Source organism: Butyrivibrio sp. AD3002 (assembly GCF_000420905.1).
Taxonomy (GTDB): domain Bacteria; phylum Bacillota; class Clostridia; order Lachnospirales; family Lachnospiraceae; genus Butyrivibrio.
The window spans coordinates 1-12,221 of sequence record NZ_ATVV01000019.1 but is presented as its reverse complement, the minus strand read 5'-3'; the positions used below and the strand labels follow the sequence as shown (position 1 = coordinate 12,221).

Annotated in this window: 19 protein-coding genes and 1 pseudogene; 1 reads left to right on the top strand and 19 read right to left on the bottom strand. The window is 37.5% G+C overall.

Features of this window, described 5'->3' with window-relative positions; genetic code table 11:
* Nucleotides 1–20: 20 nt before the first annotated feature.
* The 9 genes from crcB to G596_RS25765 all read right to left on the bottom strand — a co-directional run bounded on the left by crcB (nucleotide 21) and on the right by G596_RS25765 (nucleotide 7,145).
* The gene (crcB, locus tag G596_RS0113320; RefSeq protein WP_013282473.1) at nucleotides 21–389 is read right to left on the bottom strand and encodes a fluoride efflux transporter CrcB; all 369 of its coding nucleotides are present in this window, start codon (nucleotides 387–389) and stop codon (nucleotides 21–23) included.
* Nucleotides 390–421: 32 nt separating this feature from the next.
* Nucleotides 422–1,348, bottom strand: a complete 927-nt coding sequence (locus tag G596_RS23915; RefSeq protein ID WP_049944868.1) for a GNAT family N-acetyltransferase — start codon at nucleotides 1,346–1,348, stop codon at nucleotides 422–424.
* A gap of 279 nt (nucleotides 1,349–1,627) precedes the next feature.
* Nucleotides 1,628–1,960, bottom strand: coding sequence for a type II toxin-antitoxin system HicB family antitoxin (locus tag G596_RS0113305; protein ID WP_196805226.1), 333 nt, complete (start codon nucleotides 1,958–1,960; stop codon nucleotides 1,628–1,630).
* A gap of 11 nt (nucleotides 1,961–1,971) precedes the next feature.
* A complete protein-coding gene (locus G596_RS0113300; RefSeq protein WP_022762335.1) occupies nucleotides 1,972–2,232 on the bottom strand; it encodes a type II toxin-antitoxin system HicA family toxin in 261 nt (86 codons plus the stop codon).
* Nucleotides 2,233–2,310: 78 nt separating this feature from the next.
* The gene (locus tag G596_RS0113295; protein WP_155829280.1) at nucleotides 2,311–2,949 is read right to left on the bottom strand and encodes a hypothetical protein; all 639 of its coding nucleotides are present in this window, start codon (nucleotides 2,947–2,949) and stop codon (nucleotides 2,311–2,313) included.
* Nucleotides 2,950–3,056: 107 nt separating this feature from the next.
* Nucleotides 3,057–4,460, bottom strand: a complete 1,404-nt coding sequence (locus G596_RS22185) for an ATP-dependent helicase (protein WP_049944867.1) — start codon at nucleotides 4,458–4,460, stop codon at nucleotides 3,057–3,059.
* A gap of 526 nt (nucleotides 4,461–4,986) precedes the next feature.
* Entirely contained in the window at nucleotides 4,987–5,511 is a 525-nt protein-coding gene (locus G596_RS0113280) for a DnaA ATPase domain-containing protein (RefSeq protein ID WP_022762333.1), read from the bottom strand.
* A 3-nt stretch (nucleotides 5,512–5,514) separates the two neighbouring features.
* Nucleotides 5,515–6,888: a chromosomal replication initiator protein DnaA gene (gene dnaA / locus G596_RS0113275; RefSeq protein WP_022762332.1), complete on the bottom strand. Its 1,374-nt coding sequence runs from the start codon at nucleotides 6,886–6,888 to the stop codon at nucleotides 5,515–5,517.
* 32 nt (nucleotides 6,889–6,920) lie between these two features.
* Nucleotides 6,921–7,145, bottom strand: a complete 225-nt coding sequence (locus G596_RS25765) for a hypothetical protein (RefSeq protein WP_155829278.1) — start codon at nucleotides 7,143–7,145, stop codon at nucleotides 6,921–6,923.
* 11 nt (nucleotides 7,146–7,156) lie between these two features.
* Here G596_RS25765 and G596_RS0113265 point away from each other — a divergent pair, with 11 nt between their 5' ends.
* Nucleotides 7,157–7,486 carry a fibronectin type III domain-containing protein gene (locus G596_RS0113265; RefSeq protein ID WP_022762330.1) on the top strand — a complete coding sequence of 110 codons (330 nt, stop codon included), beginning with the start codon at nucleotides 7,157–7,159 and terminating at the stop codon, nucleotides 7,484–7,486.
* An 80-nt stretch (nucleotides 7,487–7,566) separates the two neighbouring features.
* Here G596_RS0113265 and G596_RS0113260 read toward each other — a convergent pair whose 3' ends face one another.
* The 10 genes and pseudogenes from G596_RS0113260 to G596_RS25265 all read right to left on the bottom strand — a co-directional run.
* Entirely contained in the window at nucleotides 7,567–7,896 is a 330-nt protein-coding gene (locus G596_RS0113260; RefSeq protein WP_022762329.1) for a type II toxin-antitoxin system RelE/ParE family toxin, read from the bottom strand.
* Entirely contained in the window at nucleotides 7,886–8,143 is a 258-nt protein-coding gene (locus tag G596_RS0113255; protein ID WP_022762328.1) for a type II toxin-antitoxin system Phd/YefM family antitoxin, read from the bottom strand. Before G596_RS0113255 ends, G596_RS0113260 begins: the two co-directional genes overlap by 11 nt.
* Before the next feature lie 157 nt (nucleotides 8,144–8,300).
* On the bottom strand, nucleotides 8,301–8,951 hold the full coding sequence (locus G596_RS0113250) for a hypothetical protein (protein ID WP_022762327.1): 651 nt from the start codon (nucleotides 8,949–8,951) through the stop codon (nucleotides 8,301–8,303).
* A gap of 79 nt (nucleotides 8,952–9,030) precedes the next feature.
* Entirely contained in the window at nucleotides 9,031–10,116 is a 1,086-nt protein-coding gene (locus G596_RS0113245) for a radical SAM/SPASM domain-containing protein (protein ID WP_022762326.1), read from the bottom strand.
* Between the two features lie 97 nt (nucleotides 10,117–10,213).
* Nucleotides 10,214–10,486 (bottom strand): zinc-ribbon domain-containing protein, encoded by a 273-nt coding sequence (locus G596_RS0113240; RefSeq protein WP_022762325.1) that lies wholly within the window; start codon nucleotides 10,484–10,486, stop codon nucleotides 10,214–10,216.
* Nucleotides 10,487–10,537: 51 nt separating this feature from the next.
* The gene (locus tag G596_RS25415; protein WP_196805814.1) at nucleotides 10,538–10,744 is read right to left on the bottom strand and encodes a hypothetical protein; all 207 of its coding nucleotides are present in this window, start codon (nucleotides 10,742–10,744) and stop codon (nucleotides 10,538–10,540) included.
* Nucleotides 10,716–11,000, bottom strand: coding sequence for a hypothetical protein (locus G596_RS22180; protein ID WP_044928675.1), 285 nt, complete (start codon nucleotides 10,998–11,000; stop codon nucleotides 10,716–10,718). Before G596_RS22180 ends, G596_RS25415 begins: the two co-directional genes overlap by 29 nt.
* Before the next feature lie 174 nt (nucleotides 11,001–11,174).
* A complete protein-coding gene (locus G596_RS0113230) occupies nucleotides 11,175–11,621 on the bottom strand; it encodes an Hsp20/alpha crystallin family protein (RefSeq protein ID WP_022762324.1) in 447 nt (148 codons plus the stop codon).
* Between the two features lie 174 nt (nucleotides 11,622–11,795).
* Nucleotides 11,796–11,993 carry a hypothetical protein gene (locus G596_RS0113225; protein ID WP_022762323.1) on the bottom strand — a complete coding sequence of 66 codons (198 nt, stop codon included), beginning with the start codon at nucleotides 11,991–11,993 and terminating at the stop codon, nucleotides 11,796–11,798.
* Nucleotides 11,975–12,221: pseudogene (locus tag G596_RS25265) on the bottom strand (RNA-guided endonuclease InsQ/TnpB family protein); the annotation flags it as partial. The pseudogene G596_RS25265 and the gene G596_RS0113225, both read right to left, overlap by 19 nt.

Genomic DNA, 12,221 nt, shown 5'->3' with positions numbered 1-12,221 from the left:
TTATTTCATTATCCTGAAATTCAAAGTTTTATTATCGTCGCAAGTTTCTTTCCGCATAGAATTCCAAATATGCAGCAACAACAACTCAGTACCACATATAATCCGCCATTCATATATTGTTTCTTCTCAAACAAATTAAAAGCTTCAAGGGAAAATGTAGAGAATGTGGTAAAACCTCCACACACCCCTGTCTTCCAGAAAAGAATGGTATTATCAGATACACTTTCTCGGTTACTGGTAATTCCAACAACGAATCCAATTAGTATGGCACCGAGGATATTTGTAATCAGAGTTAATATCGGAAAATAAGTCTTAACAGGAATCAGACTTATTGCATATCGCGCTACTGCACCCAAGGCACCACCAAGTGCTACAAATAGAAAATTCATATCAACCTCTCTATTGTCATATATACTGAAATTTAAAAAGTATTCTCTGCCTTATTCTTAAGATAGCTATCAGCCTTTTTAAGCATCTCTTTTTTGTTATCATACTCTATGGTATTGATAGCATCTTCAAGTTTAAGAATCTTCAGAGCTTTGACCTCGTCTGGTCTTGTTATGCTCGGAGATGAGTCTTTATACTTAGCAAGGAAATAAACTACCTGCTTTGTCACTCCAGGTTTTTCTGAAAGCGTATACTGTTCGCTTGCTCTAAATTCAGTGTCTAACTCGACTTTCAGATTTGTTTCTTCCTTTATTTCACGAAGCGCAGTTTCTATTTCAGTCTCGCCTTCTTCCATATGTCCTTTTGGAAAGCTGTGAGATCCGCTCATCTCCTCAACTAAAAGATATTTTATTACTCCACCGTCTATAGTGTATACTATTGCCCCGCAAGATTTTTCAAACTTATCATTGAATTCTTTTTTACCCAGTTCCATGTAAATATAAAGAGAAGGATCTTCTCCTAAAGCAATAACATACTCAGGCATTTCTTTCTGAATAAATCCCAACTTACGGTACAAATTTATTGCCTTGGCATTAGCTGGATGGGGATCAACCCACAGATTTTCAGCTCCTTGTTTAAAAGCTTCTTGAATAGAGTATAGTAGCGCCTGCGTTGCAATCCCTCGGCCCCTGGCAAATTCAAATAACTTAATATCCAAAGAAGCATTTTTAGTTTCCGAATCAATACGATATTGAGTCTCACCGCAGTATTTGCCATCTTCAAAAATTGAATAATGATTTTGCTTTGGTCTTGCAGATATGAATCTATCTAACCATTCTCGTACTGCTTCCCCTGTCTCATGCAATCCTCCTGGCCAGATATACTGCATGACGTCTTCATCTGCCCACAGGTTTTGTATATTCTTGATATCATCATATGTTGATTCTTTAATAGTTATCACTTAGTTCAGCCCCTAAATCTTTAGTTTGTCTTAGTCAGTTTTAACTGAAATCTAATCAGCGAAATGAATCACTTCTACAGATTATAATGTCCTAATTTTCTCCACAACTTTTTTAAACTCATCATATCTAATTTGCTCAGAAAAGGTTTCATACCCTTATATCTTAATAGTTGAAACAAATAAAGAAAAGCCTTGTCATCAAGGCCTTTCCATTATAAAATCCATCTTTAGTTATCAGTTCTCGAATCGGCGAATTAACAAAAATATTGCGTCTTTGGGCTAACCTTCTAGGATGTCCAGTTCATCATCAATAGCTCTGGATACAAACTGGTTTATTGTGATTCCTTCATTGGCAGCATATAATGCAATTTTCTTGTGCTGTTCGGGTTTAATACGGACATTGAAGGAGCCTTTAAACTCACGCTCAGGCTCTTTACCAATCTTTTTGCAGTAATCCAGGTAATTATCTATGCAGTCATGCATTGACTGGGTAAGCTCTTTTACCGATTCTCCATGAAAGTTCAGAGAATCATTGATTCCGAGAACATGACCGATAAAAATCTGATCTTCCTGGTCAAATTCTACCTTTGCATGATATCCGTTGTATTCCATCAGTGAACTTATCATTCTATCTCACCTACTTCCTTTAGAAATGCTATGACCATCTTTACATGATACCTGTACAGCTCATTGCCTGGGTGTGGACCGTCAAATTGGAGGATGCGCTTGGTTTCAACATGATAATAGCCTATTCCTGATCCTCTTCCGCCCTCGAACTTTTCGCAGCCACATTGCTTCATAAGTGCGTCCAGTTCTCTTATTGTAAAACTTGTCGGTGCGGGTTTTGACAGTAATTTTTCTAGTAATTTTGATTTCTTTGGCACAGCAATTCCTCTTGCAACTATTTTCTAGTTACAATATAACACTTTAGCCCTACCTCGTCAATTCCAACAGAGTAACAGCTAGCATTTCCTTATTTCATACATATCTTCATGTTTCAGATACAATACCTGATATGTCGGGATTATTAGTGTGTTCCATGGATCAGATATATATACTCCGCCTGTAGACGTTGCTGATTTCTTGAACTGGATCCATAGGTCATCTATCATATCTGACATGATGAAAAGTTTAAGATAAACTTTATCTGCTTCAGATTCGCCAATTTCGTAAAAACGTACACCACCTACACAAGTAATATCTTCCAGAGTATATGACCGTAAATTTCTTTGCATTACAGGCCGGATGTTGTGTCCAAGGCAGTCTGCGCTGATAGCATCACTGGGCTCTTCGAAGCCCTGCATTATCCATGTGAAGCATATTGCGAGCAGTGTCATATCCGAATCACGGATACTGTCCACGTAATGTAAGGTGTTAACATCGTTTTCTGACAGTGAGAAAATGCCCTTGCCTATGATAGACATATATTTTGCGAATAAAAAGCAGTCAACCATATCATAAGAGTCATACTCTGCAGGCATAATACGGAAGAACTTCTTTATGCGCTCAAATGGGTTATATACTACATTCTGCTGATTAAACCACGTGAAGAAACCCGCTTGAAAACAATTATATGTTTCCGGGCGTCGATCAACATACATTTTCGATATTATAGGCGTTTTATCTGCTTCTTTAGAAAGAATAGGTGAATAAAGATAACTTATATTTGAAGTGTACACTTTCCCATATTTTTCAAAAGATCTATTGATCACATCTGTATCATAAAAGTCATTTGGATTAGTCCTGCAACAAGGAAGGGGTAATAAATAAGCATTAAATCCTGTCCCTTTCTCATACGGACTGCATCCCTGATACTTTCAAGATGACTAAGTTTTGACCTTCCAAATCGTCTCCGAGGAGTGTTGATAATCCTTTTAAAGGAAATGTCATCATCAAAAGCTATCAGCTTAAGATATGCTAATATATCAAGTATTTCCATACGTTGGTAAAAGCGCACTCCACCTAAGATTTCATAAGGAATATTCTTTTCAACTAACTTTTTCTCTGCTATTCGTGAGAGAAATCCTGACCTGTAAAGAATTGCAAAATCAGAATATTTATAGGATTCTGCCTGTTTTATCCCTTTTATAAGCTCAACGATGTGGTCCATCTCTTCAAAATCATTCTTGGAATGGTAATGAACAACCTCAGCACCATTAGGATTTCTTGTAAACAGATCTTTCTTAAGGCGTATCTCGTTCTTTTCTATAAGGGTGTTGGCACATTTTAGTATTTCAGGTGTCGACCTATAATTCTGATTCAAAAATATCGTTTGTGTCGGAACATGCGACTTCTCAAAATCCACCAATAATTTAACGTCGGATCCACGCCACTCATAAATGTTCTGATCAGGATCTCCAACAATAAGGAGATTCTGATAATGCTCTGACAAAATCTCTATCAGACGCATTTCAACAGATGAGCTGTCCTGAAATTCATCCACCATTATATAGTTGAGCCGTTCTTGCCACTTTTTTCTGACATCATCGTTATGCACAAGTACATGAATGGCAAACGCTATCAGGTCATGAAAATCCAATGAATATGTTGCTTTCTGGCGTTGCATGAACTCTTCAAGTATTTCGTCATCCTGTGAAGTGATTTTATCAATAATCTGGCAAGGCTCAGGATTACAGATCCTATCAACATAGTCAGTATTACTCTTAAACTTTCCCAGTTTGTGAAGCATAGATTCAAAGCTGGCATAATCCAGCTGCAGTTCAAATTTCTGATATATATCAGTCAATATTGCTTTCTGCTGATAGCTGTCAATTATCTGAAACTGCTTATTCAGAAACAGTTTTTCAGGATTCTCCCTCAGAAGCCTATTACAGAAACCATGATAGGTGCATATCAGACTTGTATCATTTCCATCACCAATAAGGCTGCGGATTCTTTTTTTCATCTCTCCTGCAGCTTTATTAGTAAATGTAATACACAATATATTTGCAGGATCAATACCATAATCCTGAACAAGATACGCATATCTGCTGACCAAAAGCTTGGTCTTCCCACTCCCGGCACCAGCAATTACTCTTACATATCCTTCAGTTGCAAAAACAGCTTCTCTCTGCTTGTCATTTAGTTTTTCAAGAATAACATCATCGATCATTTTTAGCACTCACTATACTTTTAAACCGTAAATATCCTCATTAAGTATAAAAAAAGTGGTGGACGCAACTTGTCCACCACAAAACATTTTTTAAAAAGTACCATCGAATTATTCACGAAGACCATCATGCTCTTTTAGGTGTTGTAATATTTCATCCGTGATATTATTCAGTAGTAGATCCTGTTCTTTCTCCTTCAACTGAAGCTTAGCTATTTCAATTGATAATTTTTAACTGTATCCTTCAATTCCACTAATTCTTTTTCGTAATTTGTTTTTCCCATAGGCTTTTCCTTTCAAAATAAAGTGGATATTACCTTTTTCATTTATCAGTATCCTTAATCCGAACACGAATACTTTTTACAATATACTTGGGTAGCCAAAATTTCAGGCATCCCGGAAATCCCTTTCTCTGTGGATTTGCAACTAAGCAATCAATGGTTTCAACATATCTTGTCATATTCATATTGTGCTTTCTTCATTTTTGAAATATTAATCACTATTTATGTTGGGCATAAGGATAAATGTGCTACGACCTAAGTCCGATTACAAGACCCATTTCCAATCGTTTTCGAAATAAGCTATCCAGACTTACTAATCCCCTTGGGTGTCTGTCAGCAGAAAATATAATCTGCTTCCTCTTGAGATATAATTCCTCGAAAGTCCAGAAAAATTCGGATTGAATAAGTTTTAAACCCTCCAATCTTTCCAAATCATCCATAAGAAACACATCTGCCATGCGATATTTCTTTCTAAAAACATCCATTTTATCCATTTGTATGGCTTCTATCATTTCGTTGCAATAATCTGTGGCAGTTGTGTATATGACTTTAAGCTCCTTATAATTCTGACATAGTTCATTTTCCATCGCCTTGAGCAAATGTGTTTTCCCATCATATTTTCCGCCATATATAAAGAATGGATTATATAGAGCTTCCGTTGTTTCAGATATCTCCTTTGCAGCCAGATAGGCGAAATAATTTCTCCGATCAACGTCAAAATTATCAAAAGTATATTCCATTTCATGTGGCGAAGTTATTATTCCCGAATCCATAATTTACCTTTTGCTGAGGTTTAGCTTTATGCATATAACCTCAATAACTCTGCTTAGTTCCGCATCCTGACTTAGCATCTCTTCAATTCTGTCTATACTGCTTTTTACTGTAGAGTGATCCCTGCCACCTAATGATTTTCCTATTCCTTCCAGTGTCATATCCGTGTACTCCCTGATCAGGTACATAGATAGCTGTCTCGGGAGGACAATATCATTACTTCTTTTTTTTGAAACAAGTGCATCAACACTGACATTGTATTGTTCTGCGACAGTCTCAATTATTTTTGCTGCAGGAATATCCCTTGCCCGTGTGTTACCTATATCATCACGAAGTGCTATTTTTGCTTCTTCTTCACCTATATGACTAAGCTTATTTAGTCTCGAATAAGCTACTATCTTTGTAAATGCGCCTTCTAGTTCTCTGACATTAGACACAACTCCGGTAGCAATGTATTCAAGAACATTGTCATCAACCTTGATGGGATTTCCTTCCTGCAATCTGCGAAGTATAGCCATCCTGGTCTCATAATCAGGTGTCTGTATGTCCGATGTTAATCCCATTTCAAACCTGGATCTGATTCTCTCATCTAAATTCTCAATTTCTTTGGGATGACGGTCAGATGAGAGTACGATTTGCTTCCCTTCCTGATATAAAGAATTAAATGTATGAAAGAACTCTAGCTGAGTACTGTTTTTTCCAATAATAAACTGCACGTCATCGACCATAAGAACATCAACATTCCTGTATTTGTCACGTAGTTTTTCAGGAATACCCTTCATGATGTGATCGACGACCTCATTGGTAAATTCCTCAGATGTCACATACAATACCGTTTTTTCAGGCGTATTATGAAGAATATAATTACCTATAGCTTGCAGTAAATGTGTCTTTCCCAAGCCTGGACCACCATATAAAAACAAAGGATTATATGCATTCCCGGGATCCTCAGCTACCGCTACTGCCGCACTATAGGCAAATCTGTTACTGTCACCGACAACAAAGCTATCAAAGGTAGATTTGCTTTTTAGACGGGCTCCTTGTTGTATCCTGTGCTCCTCACTTCTCTTCTCCTGAGTGATAGCATTAGCAACATCGTCGGATATGATATATACAACCTGTAAGGAGTCAATTCCAATTACTTCGGAGATGGCAACTACGAAAAAAGCATTAAATCGTTTGTTAATATAGTCAATTGCCATCCTGTTGTTATGTGGAATTAGGATATAAGCTGTTTCTGACTCGTATTTCTCAAAAATAAGAGGCTCTATCCAGGTTCCGTATACTATTGGAGATAGCCCACATTCTTTTCGGATTGTCTCTTTTATCGAATTCCATTGATTCCTTATTTTTTCATCTAATAAACTATCTTCAGGCATCTGTTCTTCTTCCTATAATAAATACACATATTTCAAGCCTTTTTTGGCGAAAGCATTACAGTAACAGCCGATATAACAATCAAAGCTGAATGGAAGAATAAATCCGGTAGTTCTTCACCTGAACCTTCAACACCTACAGATCCGACAACGCCTACAGACCCTGCAGATCCAGCTAAACCAACTGACCCTACAGAACAGACAAAGCCAACTGATACAGCAACAGATTCTTCAAAGCAGGTAACAGCTGAAGATTCCACTGCAGCAAAAAATGCGGAAGAAAAGGCTGAGAATATCAACAAAAAACAGAAAAGTACTTCTATTTCAAAGCTTAAGGGCAGGTAAGAAATCCATTACGATTTCATGGAAAAAGCTGACCGCTAAAGACATCAAGGGTTATGAAATTCAGTACAGTACAGATAAGTCTTTTAAGAAAGATGTTAAGACTGTTAATATTGGCAAGACTAAGAGGACATCAAAGACTATAAAGAAACTTACGTCTAAGAAAAAATACTATGTCAGAATCCGAACATATAAGAAATCTGGCGGAGAAAAGATATACTCCAAGTGGAGCAAATCTAAGAGTGTAAAGGTTAAATAAAACGGTAAAATCGGAGGTGTTCAATATGAGCATCTCCGATTTTTAGATATATTATGTGCTATATAGCAAGGACTGCGGTGTCATAAATCCTTCAAAATCTTATCCTGATCACGTTTACCATAAACCACTCTAAGAACGACAACCCTTGCATTTTCATCGTCAATAATGTAGTAGGCAATGTAGTTATCAACAAGGAATCTGCGAACATCATCACGCTTTAAGAAAGGATTCTCGATAGGTCGCCCTGTTTTGGGATTCTTGCATATTTCTTCAAGCTTATCTTCAAGAGTATCTGCAAATGCAGCCGCTGCATCTGGATTTGCTAAATCATCTTCGATATACGAAAGGGTCTCATCGATATCAGCTTCTGCAATTTCGGTAAAATCGTAATCATATCCTTCAAAGACCATGTTTTTCCCTCAGCTTCTTCAAAGATTTCCTTCCATCGACAGTCCGGCCGTTCTCGTAGTCTGAAATCCCCCTGTTGACAAGAGAAGCCTCATCAATCTTTCTCATAGTACGTTCATAATAATCTATATCCATCACAACAAGCCGGCCATATCCATTTTTGGTAACAAAGACAGGCTCATTTGATTCAGCACATCTGCGTTCTATTTCTACAGTGTTTTTTAAATCTCTCATTGGAACTATCTGCATAACGTGCACCTCCTTTGTGACTAAATTATATACCAAGTATAGCCACAAAACAATATAAGAAAATCATTGACATATAAGATAGCAGACTGTATATTCAAAAAAGGATGTAGCCAATCTGACCACATCCTTCATAAACCTACATCATTATATATTTTAATTACTTATCTTCCTTATAATCTGTATCCTCAACCTCGCTTCCACAGGAAGGACAATGCTTTACATCACTTGAGCCAATAGTCCAGTACTCAAATATTTTCCCGCAATGATGGCATTTATAAAAATATGTTCCACATGGTCCATACAATCCGTAAGAGACATTTCGATATGGCTTAAATGCCCCTTCACCACGCTTAGTTCCGCAATATTTGCAATATTTGTCTTCAGGTTCTAACTCCGAATGACAATTGCCGCATCGATCTTTATAATCTGTAGTAGAAATGAGGCCATCATCTTTCAGATCATATTCAATAATTGTAATAATACCCTTGAGATTCCTTACAACTGCATCAATACTCTCATATCTGAATTCGTTATAAAAAACAGTATCTTCCTTTAGTGAATAATATGGAGTATATGGCTCCAACTGGCAGACTAGATGGTGAAGTACTTCATCATCTTTATCACAAAAGAACGCAAAAACTACCTGCTTATCAGAATTATTAAGTGCTGTTACATCATCAGCATCAAACTTGTCTTTTTCAAATAAAATGACTTGTCTTTCTCCTAGCTCTTGTGCTTTGTCATAAATTTCCTTTTTATTCACAAACAGATAGTATTCTTTTTCTGTAATTGGTAAAGATAACTGCATATTTCACCTTCCCTTACTGATGAGTTCATCACTCGTTAGCAGCAAAAATAATAATTATCGGTTTTGGGTATCTGTATAGTCATTCCGCAATATCGTCTATCATTTTTGAAACACAATACAGCGGTTCATTTGCATCATAATCCCAGGTATGTGCAGAATCTCCCATGCAAACACCTTTATGTGGACAATCCTTACAAACGGCACTTTTCGCGGTATGATCACTTCTGAATCTCTCGAATCTAATCTCCCATACAGCACAGAAACTGTCCTTATATGCATTCCCCTGCACAAGATCCGGTCTTCTTTCAATATCAAGACAAGCAACAATATCGCCATTAGCTCGGATGCTCGCTATTTTTGTACCGGCTCCACACTGAAAGTAGTAGTCGCGAAGCTCATTTTCATACTCATATGTGACAAAATGTGAACAGCCATATGTAACATCCATATCATTGTCAGGATCAAAGCGTTTTTCATGGATAAAATCGTATAATCCTCTGAGCTGTTCTCCATCAAGAAGTAAATCTTCATGCTCTTTTGCCCTGCCTATAGGATCCATATTTACAACACGCCACGAATAAAAGTCCTCTGCTTTAACAAAGTTATAAATATCTTCTAGCTGATCAAAATTGTTTTTATGGATAACAGTAAGCGCCTGCGGCTCTATTCCTACACGCTTCAATGCTTTTACTCCCTGCATTGCTTTCCTGAATGCACCGGGGCTCCTCCTAAAAGCATCATGTGCTGCTTCTAAGCCATCAATACTAATCGCTACCGTATCCAGACCAGCTTTTTTAAGATTCTCAGCCATTTTGTCATCAATCAGCGTTCCGTTTGTAGTTATCCCTATCGGGAAGCCAAGATCATGGGACACTGCAATAACCTTAATAAAATCCGGATGAAGCATAGGTTCTCCGCCGGTAACGCATATCATAATTTGCTTTGGATCATACCGCTCAGATACTTCCTTTAAAGTCCTACTAATCACTTCAAAATCAAGGTATGTCGCATTGGTATTTAAGCAGCTGCTTCCGCAATGTATGCAGTTCAGATTACATCTGTCCGTTAGTTCAAAAAATAAAAAGGTGAGCTTAGGATTCTTCCATAACTGCCTCTGATAGGTCGCTAAAGCCTGCATATTCTTTTCTTTGATTGGATGGTACATTTTTTACCCTACCTTATTATTTCCTTTATACCTCTTTATGGCTATAGTTTATAAAACCCAATGGACAATTAATGTCCATTGGACCATTTTCTAAATCTTAAAACATTCCAAATTCTTCACTAACCTTCGTTATAGGTGATTTGCCGCATTCAGGACAATATTTACTGTTATCACCACCTAAGGTTTTAACTGTCCATTTCTTACCACAAGAGTTACATTTATATTTAACCGTTACCGGAGGACCATATACACATGTAATCTCATTATCAAATGGATCAAATTTTCCTTCGCCTCGCTTTGTTCCACAGTATGGGCAATAATTCTGATCCTTTTTGAGTGGAGAATGGCAGTTTCCACAATATTCTTCCATATATAAATGCCTCCGCTTAATTGCTCTTTCAAATATTACGACATATATAGGTTAATCGTCGGTGATGTGATTTATGCTATACTCCAAATCATTTTTAACTGATTCGATAGCGTTTTCTATATCTGTAAATCTTTCATCAAAATCCATATTATAGCATCTGTTATCCCATACAGACTCTACAGCCCTGACGACGTCATCATAATCTAGATCATTCGCATTTTCTTCTATACTATCTTGTATGCTCAGTGAGATGAGCATTGTCAAAAATCACAAAAGAAACCGGTGTCTTAACGGGCATAGGTTTCTCATTGACTCCCATCTTTTCCTGTACACGCCCGGTATTAAATGACCACAGATCTGTAGTCTGTTCAATCTCATAATATTGATGAAGTCCTTCATTTAGTCCTTCCATTTCAGGAAAATCCCTGTCTACATCCATGTTATCAGTTGATCCGGTGCTGATTTTTCCGTCTACAGACATTAGCATAAATAATGTTGTAATTGGTCTATTCATATATCCTTACCTCTTCCTGATATTTATAGTATCAGTTTAATCCGATGGTGTTAGTATTACCCGACATTTCTTGCTCTGATTTGTCGTGAAAATCATAATACAAAAAACATCCCGAGGTGATTGGTCTCGGGATGCCTTTTAGGAGTTTTCTTATTATGTGGAGCCTATTGGCTCTTAAGCTATCATGATATGTTTCTTTTCAGGAAGCTTTTCCTGTTCTTTCTTAGGAATGGTAAGTGTCAGAACTCCGTGATGGAAGGCTGCCTTTACGTCCTCTTCTGTGATCTGGTCGCCTACATAGAAGCTTCTCTGCATCGAGCCACTGTATCGCTCCTGCCTGATCAGACGTCCTTTCTTATCATTCTTGTCATTGTTCATGTTCTTTGAAGCACTGATTGTAAGATACCCGTCATTCAGTTCAAGGTTAATATCCTCTTTGGCAAAACCAGGAAGATCAACACTAACTTCATACTGGTTATCCTCTTCCTTAACATCAGTCTTCATCAGCCTGTCGGCGTGACGTCCGTAGAGCTTCCGCTCCATGTTGTTCAGTTCTCTGAAATCCGGAAAATTGAACAGATTGTCAAAAAGATTTTCTTCAAAAATACTAGGTGCTAACATAATTTTTTCCTCCTTTGCATCAAAAACATTTATTTTTGAGCATTGGGACGGAGGGTTCAGATCTAGGGAACCTAAGTCCTTATGGTCTTCTCTGTTCCTTTGTTCTATATATGGTATAACACCAAATTAGCACTCTGTCAAGTAGAGTGCTAATTTTCTTATAGGATTTTTATATCATTTCCAATAAATATCAAAAAACTGCTGAGGCCCTTTAAATAGAGTAACTATGCTCCCATCATTAAGGTCTACAACCTTAAAATAGATATCCTCATCATCTGTCGGAGCACCTGCTCCCCAGGGATGCATCTCCTCATGAACTACCACCACCGACTCTGCGTCGGAAGAGGTTTCTGTTATGCCGCAGAGCGGCATGAACCTTTGGGATGCTTAGTGCATCCCAAAGAACAGGGCATGTCCACTATGCCTCTATCCCATTGGGTTACCTTTGGGAATACTTTTCTTAAGATATTTGCAGCTCCGTTTATGTCTGCATTTGTTATTGTCCCATCGTAGTGCCTGTAGAGTCCACGCTTTATCCTTTTTCCCGAAAAAACATAGTCAGACTTCCTGCCCTTTTTATACACAGGGATCTCATCCATC

Coding starts and splice junctions, on each gene's coding strand:
- crcB (WP_013282473.1), bottom strand. CDS start 389: ATGAATTTTCTATTTGTAGCACTTGGTGGTGCCTTGGGTGCAGTAGCG.
- G596_RS0113305 (WP_196805226.1), bottom strand. CDS start 1,960: ATGGAATACAACGGATATCATGCAAAGGTAGAATTTGACCAGGAAGAT.
- G596_RS0113295 (WP_155829280.1), bottom strand. CDS start 2,949: ATGTATGTTGATCGACGCCCGGAAACATATAATTGTTTTCAAGCGGGT.
- G596_RS22185 (WP_049944867.1), bottom strand. CDS start 4,460: ATGATCGATGATGTTATTCTTGAAAAACTAAATGACAAGCAGAGAGAA.
- G596_RS0113280 (WP_022762333.1), bottom strand. CDS start 5,511: ATGGATTCGGGAATAATAACTTCGCCACATGAAATGGAATATACTTTT.
- dnaA (WP_022762332.1), bottom strand. CDS start 6,888: ATGCCTGAAGATAGTTTATTAGATGAAAAAATAAGGAATCAATGGAAT.
- G596_RS0113265 (WP_022762330.1), top strand. CDS start 7,157: ATGCGGAAGAAAAGGCTGAGAATATCAACAAAAAACAGAAAAGTACTT.
- G596_RS0113260 (WP_022762329.1), bottom strand. CDS start 7,896: ATGGTCTTTGAAGGATATGATTACGATTTTACCGAAATTGCAGAAGCT.
- G596_RS0113255 (WP_022762328.1), bottom strand. CDS start 8,143: ATGCAGATAGTTCCAATGAGAGATTTAAAAAACACTGTAGAAATAGAA.
- G596_RS0113250 (WP_022762327.1), bottom strand. CDS start 8,951: ATGCAGTTATCTTTACCAATTACAGAAAAAGAATACTATCTGTTTGTG.
- G596_RS0113245 (WP_022762326.1), bottom strand. CDS start 10,116: ATGTACCATCCAATCAAAGAAAAGAATATGCAGGCTTTAGCGACCTAT.
- G596_RS0113240 (WP_022762325.1), bottom strand. CDS start 10,486: ATGGAAGAATATTGTGGAAACTGCCATTCTCCACTCAAAAAGGATCAG.
- G596_RS25415 (WP_196805814.1), bottom strand. CDS start 10,744: ATGCTCATCTCACTGAGCATACAAGATAGTATAGAAGAAAATGCGAAT.
- G596_RS22180 (WP_044928675.1), bottom strand. CDS start 11,000: ATGAATAGACCAATTACAACATTATTTATGCTAATGTCTGTAGACGGA.
- G596_RS0113230 (WP_022762324.1), bottom strand. CDS start 11,621: ATGTTAGCACCTAGTATTTTTGAAGAAAATCTTTTTGACAATCTGTTC.
- G596_RS0113225 (WP_022762323.1), bottom strand. CDS start 11,993: ATGCCGCTCTGCGGCATAACAGAAACCTCTTCCGACGCAGAGTCGGTG.